Source organism: Limnohabitans sp. Jir72, assembly GCF_003063575.1.
Lineage (GTDB): Bacteria > Pseudomonadota > Gammaproteobacteria > Burkholderiales > Burkholderiaceae_C > Limnohabitans_A.
Map to the genome: position 1 here is coordinate 233,343 of NZ_NESC01000005.1, position 19,413 is coordinate 252,755.

Below are 19,413 nucleotides of genomic sequence, written 5' to 3' on the forward strand. Positions count from 1 at the left end.
CACCATGGCCAAAATCTTCTGCATTGCCAACCAAAAAGGTGGCGTCGGTAAAACCACCACCACCGTCAACTTGGCCGCAGGCCTGGCCAAAGTGGGGCAGCGTGTGCTGTTGGTGGATCTGGACCCCCAAGGCAATGCCACCATGGGTTCGGGCATTGATAAGCGCAATGTCGAACTCAGCGTGTATGACGTGTTGCTGGAGTCCGCCTCGATCAAAGAGGCGGCTGTGAAAGCCGACAAGTGCGGCTATGAAGTGCTCAGCGCCAACCGTGAATTGGCCGGTGCAGAGGTGGAGCTGGTGGATTTGGAGCACCGCGACCAGCGCTTGAAAAGCGCATTGGCCGCTGTCGATGCAGACTACGACTTTGTCCTGATCGATTGCCCACCATCCCTGTCGATGCTGACCCTGAACGGTTTGTGCGCGGCCCATGGTGTGATCGTGCCGATGCAGTGCGAATACTTTGCGCTTGAGGGTTTGACCGATCTGGTCAACACCATCAAGCAGGTGCATGCCAACCTGAACAAGGACCTCAAGATCATCGGCTTGTTGCGCGTCATGTTCGATCCGCGCATCACCTTGCAGCTGCAAGTCAGTGACCAGCTCAAGGCCCACTTTGGCGACAAGGTGTTCAACGCCGTGATTCCGCGCAATGTGCGCCTGGCGGAGGCACCGAGCTATGGCCTGCCGGGCGTGGTGTTTGACCCTTCAGCCAGGGGCAGCCAAGCCTATTTAGAATTTGCCCGCGAGCTGGTGCAGCGTGCACCCTCCCTCTGAGCATGACCCCCACCGTCTTGATTTTGCCGGGCTGGCAAGGCAGTGGCCCAGAGCACTGGCAAATGCATTGGGTGCGCTGCCACGGCTATGCCGTGGTTGAGCAAAACGACTGGCAGCGGCCACGGCGTGGTGACTGGTTGGCCCGGCTGGACGAGACGGTGGTCGACACCCCTGGACCGCTGGTGCTGGTGGCCCACAGCCTGGGCTGTTCTCAGGTCGCGGCTTGGGCCGCTTTTTCCCGGCACACTGCCCGTGTGCAGGCCGCTTTGCTGGTGGCGCCCAGCGATGTGGAAACGCCCGAATTGAAAGAAAAACTGCCCGGTTGGCAGCCCATCGTGCGCCAGTCCTTGCCCTTCAGGAGCATCTTGGTGAGCAGCCACAACGACCCGTATTGCCGCGAAGAACGTGCCCAGGCCTTGGCCCGAGACTGGGGCTCCCATTGGGTGAACATCGGAGCAGCGGGACACATCAACGCAGAAACATCGCTGGGCGATTGGCCTGAGGGGCATGCGCTTTTGCAAAATCTTTTGAAGGAATGATCATGGTCACTAAAAAACCCAAAGGCTTAGGCCGTGGACTTGAAGCGCTGTTGGGGCCCAAAGTCGCCGATGCACCCGCCGCTGCTGCGAATGCCGAATCTGGCTTGCCCAGTCAGCTGAATGTGGACCAGATGGTGGCCGGCGTTTACCAGCCACGCACCCGCATGGACGAGGGCGCTTTGTACGAGTTGGCCGAGTCCATCAAGGCCCAAGGCATCATGCAGCCCATCCTGGTGCGTCAGCTCAGCGACGGCCCGAATGCTGGCAAATACGAAATCATTGCCGGTGAAAGGCGCTTCAGAGCGTCCAAACTGGCTGGCCTGGACGTGGTCCCCGTGTTGGTGCGCGATGTGCCCAATGAGGCTGCGGCCGCCATGGCACTCATCGAGAATATCCAGCGAGAAGACCTCAACCCACTGGAAGAAGCGCAAGGCCTTCAACGTCTGATCAAAGAGTTTGGACTCACTCACGAAACAGCGGCGCAGGCTGTGGGCCGTTCGCGCAGCGCCGCCAGCAATTTGCTGCGCCTTTTGAATCTGGCCGATCCGGTGCAGACCATGCTGATGGCGGGCGATCTGGACATGGGCCATGCCCGTGCCTTGTTGGCGCTGGACAAAGCGGCCCAAATCACAGCGGCCAACCAGATCGCCGCCAAAAAGTTGTCGGTGCGTGAGGCAGAAAGCCTGGTCAAGAAACTCAGCGCTGAATTCAATCTGGTCCAACAAAAACCCAAGAAAGAAAAGTCGCGTGATGTGCGCCGGGTTGAAGAAGAGCTGTCTGACCTCTTGATGGCCGAGGTCGAAGTGCGCATCAAAAAGCGCGTCAAGCGCTTGGGCAAGATGGAGGAAATGGGTGAGTTGAGCATCCAGTTTGGCTCGCTCGACGAGCTCAATGGTCTGATCGACAAACTGCGCGGCTAAGAGCACACCCATGGCGGGCATCGGGAGACTCTGGGCGCTGCAAGCTCAGCTGCGCAATTCCCTTTATTTTCGGCAAAGCCTATTGGCGATCTATTTGCTGGCCACCAGTTTGACTTCGTTCATTTTTTACCTGATCCCGCCAGGTAACTATGCCCGCAACGCCAACCTGGTATTTTCGCTGCTGACCATGGCCATGCTGCCCCTGGTTCGGATGCGATCGTTGTTCACGCCTTTGATTCATCTGGTCACCTTCCTGAGTCTCGTGCTGGTCACCTACATTGCGAGCCAGACGGGAGCGATCAACTCTTCCGGCCTGGTCTGGCTCAATGTGTTGGCTGTTCCCGTGCTCTTGTTGCACGGGCCGCGCCCGGCCGTGGTTTGGATCGTGATCGTGCTGGCGACCCTATTGGTGCTGTTGCTGGGTTCGGTCACGGGCTATCTGGACAGCCACATCCATTACTCACAGCAAGCCGTGCCCTGGGCCTTCATGAACCAGGCGCTGGCCATGGGCAACCTGATGCTGGCGGTGCGCCTGTACGACCACCTGCACGAGTCGCAGATGCAGCAACTGCAAGAACGCAACGAGGAACTCCAACGCACACACGAAGCCCTGCTACAAGCCCAGGCCCACAAAGACGAGTTTGTGGCGGCGGTGGGGCATGAGCTGCGCACCCCGATGAACGCGATCTTGGGCTTCAACGGCGTGCTGCGCCAAGAGTTGGCCGATCGGCCCGAGCAGGTGGAGGTGGTGGACCACATCCGCCGCTCCACCGGCCATTTGCTGCAGGTGGTCAATGACATCCTGGACTTCTCGCAGCTGCAGGCTGGCAAACTGATGCTGCACCTCGAAGACTTTGAGCTGCAGGCCCTGATGGACGAGGCCTTGCAGGCTGACAGCGACAAGGCGCTTGAAAAAGGCATTGCCTGGCGTGGCAAGCTGGATCCGGCGCTGCCTGCACGCGTGCGCGCCGACCGCCAGCGGCTGCTGCAAATCCTGCGCAACTTGCTTGGGAATGCGCTGAAATTCACGCCGCAAGGTGAGGTGCTGTTGCACATCCATGCAGGCACCGACCGCCTGAACTTCGTGGTGCGCGACACCGGGCGGGGCATTGCGCCGGACCAACAGGCCCACATCTTTCGGCGCTTTGAACACGCCGATGTGCAGACCACCCGCGCTTATGGTGGCACTGGCTTAGGGCTGTCCATATGCCAAAAATTGGTCGAGTTGCACGGTGGCCAGATTGGTGTGCGCAGCCTCGAAGGCCATGGCGCCACTTTCTGGTTCCATGTCCCTTTGCTGCAAGCCCAAACGGCGGCCACCGCACATCAACCCGACGAAGCTTTGCCCGAGAGCGCAGCCCTGCGCATTCTGGTGGTGGACGACAATGCCATGAACCTGATGGTGGCGCGCTTGCAAATTCAAAAATGCTGGCCCCGCGCCGACATCGTCACGCTCGACAGCGCTGCCAAGGCGTTGGCCCTGCTGGACGAGCAGGCGTTTGACGTGGCCTTGGTCGACATGGTCATGCCCGACATGGATGGCATGGCGCTCACCGGCCAAATCCGCCACCAGTTCCCGGCCATCACCGCCCGCATGCCCATCATTGCGCTCACGGCCAACACCAACCCGGTGGACCGGCAGCGTTGCAGGGACGCAGGCATGGACGATGTGCTCGACAAACCGATGGACCTGCAAACCCTGGTGCGCTGCGTGAGCCGCCACGTGCTGAAGGCGAGGGCTTGAGCATGCAGATCAAAGGCGTTTTGCAGCAGGGTTTTGAGCGCTTGGTGGCCCGTTTGCCTGCGCCTTACCGCGAAGGCAAGATGCCTTACATCGTGTTTTTCGTCGGGGTGGTCATCACCATCTTGCTGATGTACTCCACCATCAGCCCGTACCACAATGCAACCCCCTTGTTTTTGTCGATGGCCGCTTGGCTCTCGCTGCTGCTGCTGCTGATGAACTTTGGCATGCCCTTGTCCTGGGGCGTCCACATGGGCACTTTCGCTGGCGCGTGCGTGCTGACCTATGCGGTTTGGAATGCAGGCGGTGTTTTCTCGCCACGACTGACCTGGTTGTTGGTCCTGCCTTTGACGCCGTTTTACGTCATCAGCCGCCGTGCGGGCCTGGCTTGGCTGGGCTTGGTGTGGCTGGGGCAAGCGGCCATCGCGCTGGCCAACCACCTGGGCCTGGTGCCCGCGTTCGAGCCTGGTCCAGAGCATGCGGTGTCGTCGTGGGTGACCTTCAGCCTCGTCACCGGCATGCTCATCATCGTGCCAGTGATCTATGACCGCTTGCACGTCATGGCCTTGAAGAAAAGCCTGAGTTACCAGCGTGAACTGGAAGCCAAACGCCAGGAGCTGGAGTTGACGCTGCAAATGCGCGAGCACTTCATTGCGACCGTGAGCCATGAGCTGCGCACGCCCATGAACGCCATCTTGGGTTTTAATGCTTTGCTGCTGTCCAACGTCGAGGGCAAGCCCGAAGCGCTCAAGGTGCTCAACCACACGCGCCAGTCGGCCGACCATCTGATGACGGTGATCAACGACATTCTCGACTATTCGCAGCTGCAAGCGGGCAAGTTGGTGGTGCAGCCCGAAACCTTTGAGTTGCGCCGCGTGGCCGAACACGCGTTTGAGCTCTTCAAGCCGCGCGTCAAAAGCATGGAGTTGGACTACCGCATCGAGTTGGACGACCAGCTGCCCGCCTGGGTGCACACCGATCGCCACCGCCTGATGCAGGTGCTGGTCAACCTGCTGGGCAATGCACTCAAGTTCACCCACCAGGGCTCGGTCGTGCTGCGCATGCAATGGCAAAACCCCGGTGTGCTGTTTTCTGTGCAGGACACGGGCATCGGCATTCCCAAGGCGCGGCAGGTGAACATTTTTAAACGTTTCAGCCAGGCCGAAGACGACACCCAAGCCCGTTACGGAGGCAACGGCTTGGGCCTGGCCATTTCACAAAAGTTGGCGCATTTGCTGGGTGGCGAGATCGGTTTTGAAAGCGAACCCGGTCAAGGCTCACGCTTTTGGCTGCACTTGCCCTTGTCGGCCGTGCCAGCGCCCCTGCAGAAAAAAACCAGCCACAAACTGGAGGTTCAAACGCCCCAGACTGCTTGGCGCTTTTTGGTGGCCGACGACCACCCCATCAACCGCTTGCTGGCCAAGCAGGTGCTGCAAAGCGCCTGGCCTGCCAGCACGGTGCTCGAAGCGGTGAACGGCCAACAAGCCTTGGACATGCTGCAAAACGAGGCGGTGGACTTGGTGCTCATGGACATGGTCATGCCGGTGATGGACGGCATTGCCGCCACGGCGGCGCTGCGTATGGACGCCAATCCCCGGCTGAGTCAGTTGCCTGTGCTGGGCCTCACCGCCAATGTCAACCCGCGCGATCTGGATCGCTTCAAGGCAGCTGGGCTCAGCGAAGTGATGCTCAAACCGTTTGAGCCAGCGGCGCTGTGCGAGAGGATTGAACAGCTCTTGCGCCGGTGCTGATCGATGGCGGATCCTTGAAATTGAGGATGGTGCAAACCCGGTGGATGATTGCAGGACGCTGGTATGTAATCTGTACATCCTCGTCATGCAAAAGACAACCAAAATGTACCTGAGCGCAAAACAGGCGACCTTGCTCGGTCAAATCATGCAAACCTTGGCCGAGCCCCATGAAGAAAATGAGATTCGCGAAATCATGGGTGACCTCGTCATGCAATTGCTGGGGGCACAGTTTTATGCGAGCTTTGTTTGGCAGCCGCTTGAGCAGACATTTGCGCAAGCAACGCAGATCAACATGGACCCGATGAACCTTCGGGCCTATGAAAGTTATTACCAGTTCCACGACCCGATCACGCCGCTGATGCAGCGTTATCAAGTGGCAGTCAGGGTCACCGATGTTCTGCACCATGAAGCATTGAAGAAAACCGAATTCTTCAACGACTTCCTGAATAAGGACGGCCTGTACTGGGGCGTGAACCTGTACGCCTGGCACCAGGGCCAAAACCTGGGCGACATGCGCATCTGGCGCGACAAGCGCCGGGATAATTTCACGCCCGACGAGTTGCGCTTGCTGGACATGCTGCAACCGGCTTTTGTCACGGCGCTGGCCCGAGCGCAAAGAACGCATCAGCCCGAGTCATTGACGCTGAACACCTTGTCGCAACGCTTGACCACTCGCGAACAAGACACCGCACGTTTGGTCATGATCGGCATGACCGACAAGGACATTGCCCGGGCACTGGCCATTTCCACCACCACCGTGCGCACCCACCTGGAAAACGCCTTTCGCAAAGTCGGCGTGAGCAACCGGGCTGCGCTGGTGCACAAACTCAGGCCATGAAGACATCCTGAAAATCAAGGATGGTGGCTGACAAGCCTTGTCTCTAGCATCGATTGAACGCCAATGGTGGCGTTACAACCAGAAAAGAGACATCAATGACTACAAGCACATCACGTCGGAATTTCTTTAAAAACACCGGTGCCGTATCCGCTGCGGCCATGCTGGGCGGCGTTGGCGCAGGCTTGACGGCTTGCGGCGGCGATTCATCATCCACCCCTGAAGATCCCTTGTTGGCCTTGACCGCCACTCAAGTGGTTGCAAACATCAAAAATGGCACGCTCAAGGCCGAGATCTACATGACCGCCATGATCGCCCGCGCCAAAGCGGCCAGCGGCTTGAACGCCATGATTTTCTTGAATGAGGCTGAGGCATTGAAAGCAGCCAAAGCCATTGACGCAGACAAAGCCGCTGGCAAAACACTGGGCGCTTTGGCTGGTTTGCCGATTGTGGTCAAAGACAACATCAACACCAAAGACATGAAGACCACAGGTGGCACGCCTTCTCTGCGTAACCATCAACCCACAACCAATGCGCCCTCTTTGCAAAAACTCATCGATGCAGGCGCGATTGTGTTGGGTAAATCCAACCTGCACGAATGGGCTTTTGGTATCACCAGCACCAACTTCACGTTGGGCACCGACCAGTCTGGTGCTGCAGCACGTCCTTGCAAAAACCCCTACGACAACAGCCGCATCCCAGGCGGCTCATCGGGTGGCAACGGCGTTGCCATCGCTGCGCGCTTTGCGCCAGCAGGCTTGGGCACAGACACCGGAGGGTCGACCCGTGTGCCAGCATCGTTTTGCGGCATTGCAGGCTTTCGGCCATCGGTGGGCGACGGCGTCGGCAAAGGCCGCCGTTACCCAGACACCGCGACAGACGCGTTGCCGATCAGCACCACACGCGACACCGTCGGCCCCATGGCTCGCACTGTTGCAGACATTGCCTTGCTCGATGCGGTCATCACTGGCGGCGCTGTGCCCACGGCCAAGGCGCTCAAAGGTCTGAAGGTCGGTATTCCCGCTGCCTTCTGGGCTGGTCTGGACGACAGCGTCAAGCCGGTGGCTGATGCAGCCAAGAAAAAGCTGGCCGATGCGGGCGTTGTGTTTGTGGATGCCGACTTGACCGGCATCATGGCGCTCAACGACTCGATGTCTTTTCCGATTGCATTGCATGAACCCGTTGCGGCCATCCCCGCCTATTTGACCGCCAACAACGCGCCAGTCACCACCGTTGCTCAAGTGCAGGCCGGATTGGCCAGCCCTGACGTGGCAGGTGCTTTTGGCGCGATTGCAGGCGATGTTTTTGCCGACCCTTATGCCGCTGCCATGGTCCCCTTGACAGGTGGCCGGGCACAATTGCAAAAACTCTACAAAGACTACTTTGCGGCCCAAGGCGTGGAGTGTGTGTTGTTCCCAACGACCATCTTGGCAGCGCCAAGAATCGATGCCGCCAATGGCTCCAAAAACCTCAGCTATACCGTCGGTGGTGTTGAACAAAAGGACAAAGATACTTTCGGCACTTGCATCCGCAACACCGACCCTTGCACCAATGCAGGTATCCCCAGTTTGTCCATACCTGCAGGCCTGACAGCTGGCGGCTTGCCCGTGGGCATGCAGATTGACGGCCCATTGGGCTCAGACACCAACTTGCTGGCCATCGGCATGGGCATGGAAGCGCAGTGGGGCTCGGTCAAAGCGCCAGCGGTCTGATGCTTTGAAAAACGCGAGGCCTTTGAGAGGCCTTGCGTCTTTTACATCGAAAAAATCTTCCCCGGGTTCATGATGTTGTGCGGGTCCAGCGCGCGCTTGATGGTGCGCATCATGTCCACCGCGCCTTCGCCGGTTTCGGTGCGCAAAAAGTCCATTTTGTGCAGGCCAATGCCGTGCTCGCCCGTGCAGGTGCCGCCCAAGCGCAGGGCGCGGTTGACCAGTTGCTGATTTAAAGCTTCGGCGGTGGCGCATTCCTCGGGGTTGTTGGGGTCGATCAGGTAACCGAAGTGGAAGTTGCCGTCGCCCACGTGGCCGACCAAGAAGTAGGGGATGCCGCTGGCATCGGTTTCGGTCACCGAGTCCAGCAGGCAATCGGCCAGGCGGCTGATGGGCACGCAGGTGTCGGTGCTGATGGCGCGGCAGCCGGGGCGGCTTTGCACGGCGGCAAAGTAGGCGTTGTGCCGGGCTGTCCACAGGCGCGTGCGCTCTTCGGGGGTGGTGGCCCATTCAAAAGCGTTGCCACCGAATTCGCTGGCGATCTCTTGCACCGTCTCGGCTTGTTCTTTCACGCCCGCAGGCGAGCCGTGGAACTCCATCAGCAGCAGCGCCTCTTCGCGCAGGCCTAACTTGGCATAGGCGTTCACCATGCGCACGGTGTTGTGGTCGATCAGCTCCACGCGTGCAATCGGCACGCCCAGCTGGATGGTCTGGATCACGGTGTGCACCGCCGCCTCGATGCTCGGGAACGAGCAGATCGCGGCCGAAATGGCTTCGGGCAGTGGGTACAGGCGCACGGTGATTTCGGTCATCACGCCCAGCGTGCCTTCGCTGCCCACCATCAGGCGTGTGAGGTCGTAGCCCGCGCTCGACTTCTTGGCGCGGGTGCCGGTGCGAATGACTTCGCCTTGGGCGGTGACCACTTCGAGCGCCAGCACGTTCTCGCGCATGGTGCCGTAGCGCACGGCGTTGGTGCCGCTGGCCCGAGTGGCGCTCATGCCGCCAATCGTGGCGTCGGCACCCGGATCGATCGGGAAAAACAGCCCGGTGGATTTGATCTCTTCATTCAGCTGCTTGCGCGTCACGCCCGGCTGCACCGTCACCGTCAGGTCTTCGGCGTTGATGGCCAGCACTTTGTTCATGCGCATCAGGTCGATGCTGATGCCGCCTTGCACCGCCAGCAAATGGCCTTCTAGTGAGGAACCCACGCCAAAGGGAATGACGGGCACCTTGTGCTCGGCGCACAGTTTGACCGCATCGGCCACATCCTGTGTGTTTTCAGCAAACACCACCGCAGCCGGTGGCGGCACATGGGTGAAAGCCGATTCGTCACGGCCGTGCTGCTCGCGGATCACCAAAGCGGTGGAGCAGTTGTCACCAAAGCGGGCCTTGAGCGCGGCTAAAAAGGCTTCGGGCACAGCGCGTTGCGCAATTTCGGGGGCCAGGTGGGCGGCGGGGGTGGGGGCGTTCATAGGGTGTCTCCGGTGGTGGCGGGGCAAGGCCGCCAGACATGCTGAACGGCAGTTTACGCCGCAAATACAGGCCTTGCTGTCCGTTGTCAGACAAGTTGCAGCCACTTGGCTGACAATCAACCCTCTTTGTAGGAGCCCACCCCCGTGGGCGATTTTTCACACCCTCCACGCCTGGGCCAACAAAAAAGAGAGCAACACCATGGGCAACCGACTCACACAAATCGCCACCCGCACCGGCGACAACGGCACCACTGGCCTGGGCAACAACCAGCGCGTGTCCAAAAACAGCCTGCGCGTGCACGCCATGGGCGAGGTGGACGAATTGAACTCCAACATTGGCGTGTTGCTGTGCGAAGACATGCCTTCTGATGTGCGCGAGGTGCTGGTGGAAGTCCAGCACCAACTCTTCAACCTGGGTGGCGAGCTGTCGATTCCCGGCTTTGAGCTGCTCAAGGAAGAAGCGGTGGCGGCGCTCGACGAGGCCCTTGAAAAATACAACGCTCAGCTGCCCAAGTTGGAAGAGTTCATCTTGCCCGCAGGCACTCGAGGTGCGGCCCACGCCCATGTGTGCCGCACCGTGGCTCGCCGTGCTGAGCGCGCTTGCGTGGCGCTGGGCAATGAAGAGGCTCTGAACGATACCCCTCGGCAGTACCTTAACCGCTTGTCAGACTTGATGTTTGTGCTGGCCCGCGTGCTCAACCGTGTCAACGGGGGTGACGATGTGTACTGGAAAAGTCAGCGCATGAAGACCGCAGGGTGATGCTGTTCTGAACCCGCCCTGTCACTTATGTGTACGTTGGCGGGTTTGACCGAGTGACAACGGTGCATACCCGCTGATACCCTCAGCCCCATGAACACCGCTGTAACTCCGAGCCCAGCACCTTATGTGCCCCAGATCCGTCTTTACCAAAACTGGCTGCGCGACCAACGCGGCCTGACCTTCGACACCTACAACGAGCTCTGGCACTGGTCGGTGAGTGAGCTCGACGCGTTCTGGCAAAGCATCTGGGATTACTTTGAGATGCAGTCGCCCACCCCGCACACGGCGGTGCTGGCCAACAACGCCATGCCGGGTGCCAAGTGGTTCCCAGGTGCCAAGACCAACTACGCACAGCAGGTGCTGCGCCATGTGCAGGCAGCCCACGCAGCGGGGTTCCCGGCGGTCATCAGCATCAACGAAAAAGGCCTGCGCCGCGAAATGAGCTGGCCTGAGCTGCGCCGCCAAGTGGCCGCCATGGCCCTGCACCTGCAAGCCCAAGGCGTGCAACCGGGCGACCGCGTGGCCGCTTACCTGCCCAACATCCCTGAGGCCATGGTGGCGTTTTTGGCCACCATCAGCGTGGGCGGCGTGTGGAGCATTTGCGCGCCCGACATGGGCACCAATGCCGTGCTGGACCGCTTCAAGCAGATCGAACCCAAGATCTTGATCGCCGTGGACGGCGTGAGCTACGGCGGCCGCGACTTTGACCGCATGGCCGTGGTGCAGGAACTCAAGGACGCGCTGCCTAGCGTACAGCACGTCATCATCCACGATAACCTGGGCACCGTGGACATTGCCCAGTGCGATGTGGCCGCGAGCGTGCCCATGTCGGTCGTCACGGCCCGTGACGACGCCGATGTGCAGGCTTTCGAGCCCATGTGGCTGCCTTTTGACCACCCGCTGTGGATTGTTTATTCGAGCGGCACCACCGGCTTGCCCAAGCCCATCGTGCATGGCCACGGCGGCACTGTGATCGTGGCGCTGGCCAACAAAATTTTGCACAACGACGTGGGCTGCAGTTACCACCCCAACAGCTTTGGTGAGCGCTTTCACTGGTACAGCTCCACCGGCTGGGTCATGTGGAATGCCCAAGTGGCGGGCTTGCTCAATGGCGTGACCTGCGTGATTTACGACGGCAACCCTGGCGGCAGCAAAGACAACCCCGACTGGGGCATTTTGTGGCGCATGGCGTCCGAAGAAAAAGTCACCTTTTTTGGGGCCGGCGCTGCCTTCTTTGCCAACTGCCAAAAAGTCGGGGTCGACCTCTCGCGTTGTGGCGACCTGTCGCTGATTCGCGCCTTGGGCACGACGGGTTCGCCCTTGTCACCCGAGACGCAAAGCTGGGGCACTGAAGAGTTCAAGAAGATCGGCACTGACATCTGGTGGTGCAACATCTCGGGCGGCACCGACTTTGCGGGCGCCTTTGTGGGCGGCCACCGCGAGCTGCCGCAAGAGCCCGGCGTGATGCAGTGCCGCATGCTGGGCGCGGCGGTCGAATCGTGGAACGAAGCCGGCGTGCCGGTCAAGGGCGAAGTGGGCGAGTTGGTTTGCACGCAGCCCATTCCCTCGATGCCGCTGTACTTTTGGGGCGACAAAGAAAACGCCCGTTACCTGAGCAGTTACTTTGAGATGTACCCCGCAGGCCACGGTCGAAAGCCCGGTGGCGGCGACGGCCCGGCCAGCATGGGGGGCGTTTGGCGTCACGGCGACTGGCTGCGCATCGGCAACGCGCAAGGCGAGGGCGAAGGCTGCGTGATCTTTGGCCGCAGCGACGCCACCATCAACCGCCACGGCTTGCGCATGGGCACCAGCGAGCTGTACAGCGCTGTTGAGGCCCTGCCCGAAGTCATGGACTCGATGGTCGTCGATCTGGAGTACCTGGGCAAAGAAAGCTACATGCCGCTGTTTGTGGTGCTGCGCCCGGGCACGACGCTGGACGATGCGCTCAAAGCCAAGCTCAACAACGCCATCAAGGTAGCGCTCAGCCCGCGATTTATCCCGAATGAGATCTTCCAAGTCGCCGAGATCCCGCGTACCCTGTCTGGCAAAAAGCAGGAACTGCCTATCAAGAAATTGATGCTTGGTCAGCCGCTCGAAAAAGTCGTCAACAAAGACGCCATGGCTAACCCGGGCTGCTTGGATTGGTATGTGGCATTAGCCCGGCAGCATCTGAACAAGAACTGAACGACCTGTTCAAAAAAGCGACCGCCAAGGGCGGTGGCTTTTTTCAGCTTGTGTCAGCGTCTCGGTCAGTGCCATGAGATGTCAAGGCGCTGCCAATGTCAGACCGTGCGACTTGAACAGCTTGAGCAGTTCACCTCGTTCGCGCAAGGTGGTCAGCGCGTTGTCCAAGGCAGTAGCAAGTTCCTTGTTGTCTGCTTTCACGGCCATGCCCAAGGGCCAGCCGTTGGGCATGACGCCAGGTAAAGTCAGTGAGGACAGTGCCCAGGGTTGCTTGTCCTTGTGCGCAAAGATGGCAGCTTCTGCTTGAGCGCGGCTCACAAATGCGGCATCGAATGAGCCTGTCAACACTTGCTTTGCCGCTTCAATGCCGTCCTTGAAGATGGAAACTTGCTGGCGCAGCAAGCCGCCTTTGTAGCCCATCAAGGCGCTGGCTGCGCCACTGCCTTGTTCTGCTGCGATCTTGCGTTGGATCAGGTCTTCGGGGTTGTAGACGGAGTTGAGTCGCTCGGTGTTGTGTAAAACCACCAGATGTTCGCGAACATAAGCACCAAAGATGTGGGCCTGTTTGTTTTCGTTCATCAAATACCGGTCTACAGGCACGTGCAGCATCATGTCTGCGGGGCCATAGCCCAGGTAATGGCCTTTCCAGACCATGTTGCGCAGATCATCGTTCATGTTTTCGCCGGCATCAAATGGCAGCAACGACAACTTCAGGCCAAGCTGGCTGGCCAGCGCTTGTGCCAAGCTGATGTCCAATCCCGACATGTCTTGACCCGTACCATCTGAATATGGGGCGTTGTCTTTGTAAACCGCCACCTTCAGGGTCCCACTCGCTCTGATTTTTTCAATGGGGCTGGGCTCTTGTGACCAGCTTGGCGTGGCGCACACCAAGGACAGCATGCCCAGCACTTGGCGGCGGGTGAGGTGCGAAAGGGGTGTTGTCAATGCATTCTCCGGTAGGTCAGCGAGTGTGACATCAGGGTTGGCGGCGCGTCTCAAGGTAAGTCTTGATCGACCAGATGGCCTCTTGCGTCAGGATGCCTTCGAACGGGGGCATGTAAACCCGGCCATCGCGGGTGCGGCCACGGCGTACGGTGGCGACAAAATATTCGTCCATTTCTTGATGGCAAGCTTGTTTCTTGGCCGCATCCTTCAGGTCCGAGCAGTCACGGTCGAGCATGCGCAGATCGGGTGAAATGCCGCCAGAAATGGCTTCCAGGCCGTGGCAACGAGCGCAGTTCTGGTTGTAGGCTGATGTACCGATGCGCAGCGCTTCGGCTTGGGCAGGCCCTGTTGAGAAAGGGTTGGCATCGCGCCACTTTGGACCCAACTGCGGCAGGCTTGAGGTGTCTACCGATTGTGGGACGACATCCCCATGTGCGAAGACCGTTGTTCCACACAACATGGTGAGGCTCAGCAGCAGCATTTGGAAAATCCGACGAAGGGGTGTGTTCAGGTACGCGAGCATGACGAGGTCTTTCAGAAGCATTTGAAATTACAAAAACGATCAACTGTGATGACAGCAATTTCCAAGCCAATCGATGTCGTCTAGAAGTGTGTCAAATTGACACACACTGACTGCTTTCTGACTGCGTTCACAAGGGTTAAAACCGATGGATGCTGTTGCGTTCTGGTGCAAAAATATTTGATATCAAGCAACGGTGATCAAACGAGTGGACCAGATGAATCCCCCAGTCATTGCCAACAGAAGGGTTGTACAAGGTGCCTTTCAAGGTGCCACGTACAACAGCCCAGAACATGCGGCCATCATTGAGTCATCACGTCAGCGTTCACGTAATTTTGGTTTGACAGCGCAAGAGCAGCCTGATTATTCGTCGACTGGGCGTGGCCAGCTGCAGACCTTTCTCGAAGAAAACCGCCTGCTGTTTCAGCATGCTGCGCCCGTCATGGAGACGCTGTACGAGCAGATCGCCAATACCCAGAGCATGATTTTGCTGACGGCGCGCAGTGGCATGGTGCTGCATTCGCTGGGAGACCTTGATTTTCTTGAGAAAACCTCGCAGATTGCGCTTGCACCTGGCATGGACTGGTCTGAGCAAAGCAAAGGAACGAATGCCATCGGCACTGCTTTGGCGGAAGGACAGCCGATGGTGGTGCACGGCGATCAGCATTACCTCAAAGCCCACCATTTCCTCACCTGCTCATGCACCCCCATCATTGATCCTCACGGCAATGTGGTTGGCGCACTTGATGTGACGGGCGATTACCGCAGTTACCACCAGCACACCATGGCGCTGGCCCGGATGTCGGCGCAGATGATTGAAAACCACATGTTTGCCGATGTGTTTCCTAAAGAGGTTCGGGTGCATTTCCACACACGTTCAGAGTTTTTGGGCACCATGGTGGAAGGCATTGTGGTGTTCACCGGCGAAGGGCGTTTTTTAGCGGCCAACCGCAGCGCACAGTTCCAGTTTGGTATGAGCATCAATGCGTTGCAAGCGCACACATTTTCATCCCTGTTTGATGTGTCCATGTCTCAGTTTCAGGACCGCGTGCGCGCGAGTGCTGGCCAGCCGGTCGTGCTGTGTTTGCACAACGGTGTGACGGTGTGTTGCAAATCCGCTGTGCCGTTTTCGAGCAGCTTCATGCAGGGTTTGATGCAGCCATCTGCACCTGTGTTTGTGTCGGAACGGCCCCCTGCGCCGGCTGAAAAAGCCACACTGTCAGGCCTCAAGTACCTGGATACTGGCGACCCACAGGTGGCTGCCGTGATCCAGAAGCTTCGCCGCGTGCAGGGCCGAGACATCCCGGTCATGATTTTGGGCGAGACCGGTACCGGCAAAGACCTGCTGGCGCAGGCCATCCACCAGGACTCGGCCCGTGCGCGGCAGACGTTTGTTTCCCTCAACTGCGCATCCATTCCTGAAAACCTGATTGAGGCCGAACTCTTTGGCTACGAAGAGGGTGCGTTCACCGGGGCACGGCGCAAGGGCTCCCCTGGCAAAATCCAGCAGGCCCATGGGGGCACTTTGTTCCTGGATGAAATCGGGGATATGCCTTTGCATTTGCAGGCGCGGCTTTTGCGTGTACTGCAAGAGCGCAAGGTCAACCCGCTGGGTGCAGGCAAAGAGGTGGCGGTCGATTTGATGGTCATTTGTGCCACCCACAAAGACCTTAAGAAAATGATTGCCAGCGGTACTTTTCGCGAAGATCTGTATTACCGGCTCAATGGCCTGGTCGTGAAGCTTCCTGCCTTGCGCGATCGGCAGGATCTGGACACCGTGATCCGCAAGATTTTGGTCAGTGTGAACACCGGCTCGCGGCCTGTGGGGCTTTCTCCTCAGGTCATGGCGTTGTTGCGGGCCTATGCTTGGCCGGGTAATTTCAGGCAACTTTTCAATCTGCTGCGAACCGCCATGGCCATGGCCAGTGACGAGTCTGAAATTTGCATTGAACATTTGCCCGACGATTTTCTGGAAGAGGTGCAAGGCCTTGAGTTGTTGCCTGTGCACAGCGCTGTGGTGTCGCCGGTAGGTGAGTCCGTCCCTGTGCATTTGCCGCCGATGGCGCAATGGGTGGTGCCGGTCACGAATGACGCGCCGAAGGCCTTGGAAAGTGTGACGCTCGATGCCATGGCACAAGCCCTGCGCAGTTTCAAGGGCAACATCTCCTTGGCGGCCAAGGCGCTAGGGGTGTCGCGCAACACGATCTACCGCAAGAAAGACCAGTTGCCGCCCGATATCTGGGCTTGAACGCTCAGGGCGGTGTCGCGGCCTGCCACGATGCCAGAGCGGCCAGCGCAGAGACATGGTTTTGTGCCGCCGCGCGTTGCAGCCACAGCAGGCTTTGCGTCAAATCCTTGTCTTGGCCACGGCCTGTGCGCAGCATGACCGACAAGGCGTATTGCGCCTCGGCTTCTCCCGCCGCAGCCGCTAACTCAAACAGGCGTGCGGCTTCAGCCAAATTTTGTGGCACTCCTCGGCCGGCTTCATGCAGCCAGGCCAGCCGGGTTTGTGCAGTGGCATCGCTTTGCGCTGCCAGCATGCTGTAGAGGCTTGCTGCTTTGGCGTGCTCGCCGGCGGCACTCCATAAATCGGCTTGTTGCAGTGGTGTGGGTGGGTTGGATGGGGCGTCCAGGCGGGCCAACATGCCTTGCGCATCTTTGTCGCCTGACTGCGCTGCAAGGCTCAGGAACAGGCGTGCTTTTTCGGTGTCTTTGGGCAGCCATTGCCCCACGCTGTAGAGCAGCCCGAGTCGGTATTGCGCCTTGAAGTTGCCGCGCTGTGCGGCGGTGGTGTAAAGCGCCAGGGCTGTGTCTCGATCACGCGGCTCGCCCAGACCGTCCTCAGCCAAGATGCCCAGGTTGAACAAGGCATCGCCATTGCCCACCTCGGCCAGCGTTTGCCAGACTTCACGGGCCAGCGTGTAATGGGCCATCTTGAACTCGGCATAGGCTTTGTAATTGCCCATGGCCGGGTTGCGCAGCCAGTCGGCGCGATCGCTGTCTTGTGCGTGTGTGATGCAGGCCAGCCACGCACCGAAGCAGACACCCAGCGTGCGAAGCCGCATGGGTGGGCTTATTTGGGGGAACTCAGGATCCAACGAGCCAGCGTGAGCGCATCGTCGTTGCTGACGCTGCCATTGGCGGGCATCGGGATGCGGCCCCATTTGCCTTGTGAACCGTTTCGGATGGACTGGGCCAGCGAGGCTGCGGCGTCCTTGTCAGCGCTGTATTTGTCGGCGATTTTGCTGTAAGCAGGGCCAACGATTTTTTCGTCCATGGCGTGGCAACTCAGGCAACCGCTGCCTTTGGCCAGCGCCAAGGCCTCGGCGGCTTCTTTGGCGCTCAGCGTGGGGGTGGCGTGCGCGGCACCGGCCAGTGCGCACAGGGAAAAGAAGAAAGAAAAGTGTTTCATCGCAAATCAGAAAAAGAACAAGGGGCGGGGCGGTGCATCACCGGGCCTCGCCCCTTCGGATCGTTCAACTCAAGCGGCGTTTATTTGGACAGTTTGAAAGTCCAGACCGAGCCACCTTGTTCGAGGAAGTTGACCTTCTTGGCCACTTCACCACCCCACAGAGGCACCGCTCCACCCCAACCCGAGACCACGCTCACGTATTGGTCAGCACCGTCGTTCCAAGTGATGGGAGGCGCCACCACGCCAGAACCGGTTTGGAACTGCCACAATACTTTGCCTGTCTTCGCGTCAGCCGCTTTGAGGTAACCCTCTGGCGTGCCCCAGAACACCAAGTCGCCCGCAGTGGTCAAAACACCACCCCACAAAGGCGCACTGTTTTTGACTTCCCATGCCACTTTGCCAGTCTTGGGGTCAATGGCACGCAGCGAGCCGATGTGGTCATCAAACAAAGGCTTGATGGTGAAGCCCGCGCCCAGGTAAGCCGCGCCTTTTTTGTAGCTGATGGGTTCGTTCCAGATTTCCATGCCCCATTCGTTGGTGGGCACATAGAACAACTGGGTCTTGGGGCTGTAGGCCATGGGCATTTGGTTCTTGCCACCCAGGAAACCTGGGGCAGCAAACACAGAAGCGCCTTTTTTGCCATCGGTGCTGGCCGTTGGGTCGCCGGGACGGTTGGCGGGGTCAAATACAGGACGTCCTGTTTTCAAGTCGATGCTGCTGGCCCATGTCGTTTTCTTCACGAAAGGGAAGGCATTGACCAATTTGCCGGTTTTGGCATCGTTCACATAAAAGAAGCCATTGCGGTCGGCCTTGCCGCCCATGCGCTTGCCATCCATGTCGAAGGTGACAAATTCGTTCACGCCGTCAAAGTCCCAAGCATCGTTGGGGGTGTTTTGATAGCTCCAAGCGATCTTGCCGGTCTTGACATCAATCGCCACGGTGGACGATGAGTACAAGTTGTCGCCTTTGCGCACGTGGCTGTTCCATGGCCCAGGGTTGCCTGTGCCGAAATAAGCCAAGCCGGTGGTGGCATCGTAGGAGCCGCCCAACCAAGTGGATGCGCCACCGGTTTTCCATGTCTCACCAGGCCATGTGGCGTTGGTGGTGCCGCTGATGCCGTTTTCTTTGCCATCCTTGTAGCCCATATGGCCTTCAACTGTGGGGCGTGACCAGACCAGTTTGCCGGTCTTGGGGTCGCGCGCTTCCACGCGGCCGACCACACCGAATTCACCCCCTGACACGCCCGTCAGCAGCAGCCCTTCGGCGATCAGCGGCGCGGCTGTGTAGCTGTAGCCTGCGGTGTAGTCGTCGATCTTTTCGCGCCAGACCACTTTGCCGGTGTTCTGGTCCAGGGCCACCAGTTGCGCGTCGAGCGTGCCGAAGATCACCAGGTTGTCATACAGGGCCGCACCGCGGTTGACGACGTCGCAACAAGGCATGATGCCTTCGGGCAAACGGTGCTCATACTTCCAGAGCTTTTCGCCGGTCTTCACGTCCACCGCAAAGATGCGCGAGTAAGAGGCCGTGACGAACATCTTGCCTTTGTAGACCAGCGGCTGCGATTCCTGACCGCGCTGCTTTTCACCGCCAAACGACATGGACCACACCGGCGCGAGCTTGCTCACGTTTTTGGTGTTGATGCTGGTCAGGGGCGAGAATCGCTGGCCTTGTGTGCCCATGCCCCAGCTCAGCACCGAGTCGGTGTCAGTGGCGTCTTTGGCGATCATGGCGTCGGTGACTTGTGCCGACACGGGCGCTGCCATTTGGGCGGCTGCCATCATGACCAGCAAGCTCAGAAGTTTTCTTTTCACGGTGTCTCTCCGGTTTGTGATTTTGTTAAAAAAACGACA

The 19,413-nt window shown here is 59.2% G+C and carries 16 protein-coding genes; 10 read left to right on the top strand and 6 right to left on the bottom strand.

What is annotated here, in order from left to right; translation table 11 throughout:
- The first annotated feature begins 4 nt into the window (after nt 1-4).
- From B9Z52_RS09080 to iaaH, 7 genes are all read left to right on the top strand, one after another.
- Nucleotides 5-775 carry a ParA family protein gene (locus B9Z52_RS09080; RefSeq protein ID WP_108413519.1) on the top strand — a complete coding sequence of 257 codons (771 nt, stop codon included), beginning with the start codon at nt 5-7 and terminating at the stop codon, nt 773-775.
- Nucleotides 776-777: 2 nt separating this feature from the next.
- Nucleotides 778-1,314, top strand: a complete 537-nt coding sequence (locus tag B9Z52_RS09085; protein WP_108413520.1) for an alpha/beta hydrolase — start codon at nt 778-780, stop codon at nt 1,312-1,314.
- A 2-nt stretch (nt 1,315-1,316) separates the two neighbouring features.
- Nucleotides 1,317-2,234: a ParB/RepB/Spo0J family partition protein gene (locus tag B9Z52_RS09090; protein WP_108413602.1), complete on the top strand. Its 918-nt coding sequence runs from the start codon at nt 1,317-1,319 to the stop codon at nt 2,232-2,234.
- A 10-nt stretch (nt 2,235-2,244) separates the two neighbouring features.
- A complete protein-coding gene (locus B9Z52_RS09095; RefSeq protein WP_108413521.1) occupies nt 2,245-3,978 on the top strand; it encodes an ATP-binding protein in 1,734 nt (577 codons plus the stop codon).
- 2 nt (nt 3,979-3,980) lie between these two features.
- Nucleotides 3,981-5,726 carry an ATP-binding protein gene (locus B9Z52_RS09100; RefSeq protein ID WP_108413522.1) on the top strand — a complete coding sequence of 582 codons (1,746 nt, stop codon included), beginning with the start codon at nt 3,981-3,983 and terminating at the stop codon, nt 5,724-5,726.
- Between the two features lie 85 nt (nt 5,727-5,811).
- On the top strand, nt 5,812-6,564 hold the full coding sequence (locus B9Z52_RS09105) for a response regulator transcription factor (protein ID WP_108413523.1): 753 nt from the start codon (nt 5,812-5,814) through the stop codon (nt 6,562-6,564).
- 95 nt (nt 6,565-6,659) lie between these two features.
- Nucleotides 6,660-8,273 carry an indoleacetamide hydrolase gene (iaaH, locus tag B9Z52_RS09110; RefSeq protein WP_369907874.1) on the top strand — a complete coding sequence of 538 codons (1,614 nt, stop codon included), beginning with the start codon at nt 6,660-6,662 and terminating at the stop codon, nt 8,271-8,273.
- A gap of 41 nt (nt 8,274-8,314) precedes the next feature.
- Here the strand turns inward: iaaH and B9Z52_RS09115 are convergent, their stop codons facing one another.
- Nucleotides 8,315-9,742 (bottom strand): FAD-binding oxidoreductase, encoded by a 1,428-nt coding sequence (locus B9Z52_RS09115; RefSeq protein ID WP_108413525.1) that lies wholly within the window; start codon nt 9,740-9,742, stop codon nt 8,315-8,317.
- A 199-nt stretch (nt 9,743-9,941) separates the two neighbouring features.
- Between B9Z52_RS09115 and B9Z52_RS09120 the strand changes: the two genes are divergently transcribed.
- Both B9Z52_RS09120 and B9Z52_RS09125 read left to right on the top strand, forming a co-directional pair.
- A complete protein-coding gene (locus B9Z52_RS09120) occupies nt 9,942-10,502 on the top strand; it encodes a cob(I)yrinic acid a,c-diamide adenosyltransferase (RefSeq protein ID WP_108413526.1) in 561 nt (186 codons plus the stop codon).
- Nucleotides 10,503-10,592: 90 nt separating this feature from the next.
- The gene (locus B9Z52_RS09125; RefSeq protein WP_108413527.1) at nt 10,593-12,686 is read left to right on the top strand and encodes an acetoacetate--CoA ligase; all 2,094 of its coding nucleotides are present in this window, start codon (nt 10,593-10,595) and stop codon (nt 12,684-12,686) included.
- An 81-nt stretch (nt 12,687-12,767) separates the two neighbouring features.
- Here B9Z52_RS09125 and B9Z52_RS09130 read toward each other — a convergent pair whose 3' ends face one another.
- Together B9Z52_RS09130 and pedF are read right to left on the bottom strand one after the other, a co-directional pair.
- Nucleotides 12,768-13,631: an ABC transporter substrate-binding protein gene (locus tag B9Z52_RS09130; RefSeq protein ID WP_146182814.1), complete on the bottom strand. Its 864-nt coding sequence runs from the start codon at nt 13,629-13,631 to the stop codon at nt 12,768-12,770.
- 31 nt (nt 13,632-13,662) lie between these two features.
- Nucleotides 13,663-14,154, bottom strand: coding sequence for a cytochrome c-550 PedF (pedF, locus tag B9Z52_RS09135; RefSeq protein WP_199222065.1), 492 nt, complete (start codon nt 14,152-14,154; stop codon nt 13,663-13,665).
- 214 nt (nt 14,155-14,368) lie between these two features.
- Between pedF and B9Z52_RS09140 the strand changes: the two genes are divergently transcribed.
- Nucleotides 14,369-16,399, top strand: a complete 2,031-nt coding sequence (locus tag B9Z52_RS09140) for a sigma-54-dependent Fis family transcriptional regulator (RefSeq protein ID WP_108413529.1) — start codon at nt 14,369-14,371, stop codon at nt 16,397-16,399.
- Nucleotides 16,400-16,403: 4 nt separating this feature from the next.
- Here B9Z52_RS09140 and B9Z52_RS09145 read toward each other — a convergent pair whose 3' ends face one another.
- The 3 genes from B9Z52_RS09145 to B9Z52_RS09155 all read right to left on the bottom strand — a co-directional run bounded on the left by B9Z52_RS09145 (nt 16,404) and on the right by B9Z52_RS09155 (nt 19,344).
- A complete protein-coding gene (locus tag B9Z52_RS09145) occupies nt 16,404-17,216 on the bottom strand; it encodes a tetratricopeptide repeat protein (RefSeq protein WP_108413530.1) in 813 nt (270 codons plus the stop codon).
- 8 nt (nt 17,217-17,224) lie between these two features.
- Entirely contained in the window at nt 17,225-17,563 is a 339-nt protein-coding gene (locus tag B9Z52_RS09150) for a c-type cytochrome (RefSeq protein WP_108413531.1), read from the bottom strand.
- Between the two features lie 80 nt (nt 17,564-17,643).
- Nucleotides 17,644-19,344 (bottom strand): PQQ-dependent methanol/ethanol family dehydrogenase, encoded by a 1,701-nt coding sequence (locus B9Z52_RS09155; protein WP_108413604.1) that lies wholly within the window; start codon nt 19,342-19,344, stop codon nt 17,644-17,646.
- Nucleotides 19,345-19,413: the final 69 nt, after the last annotated feature.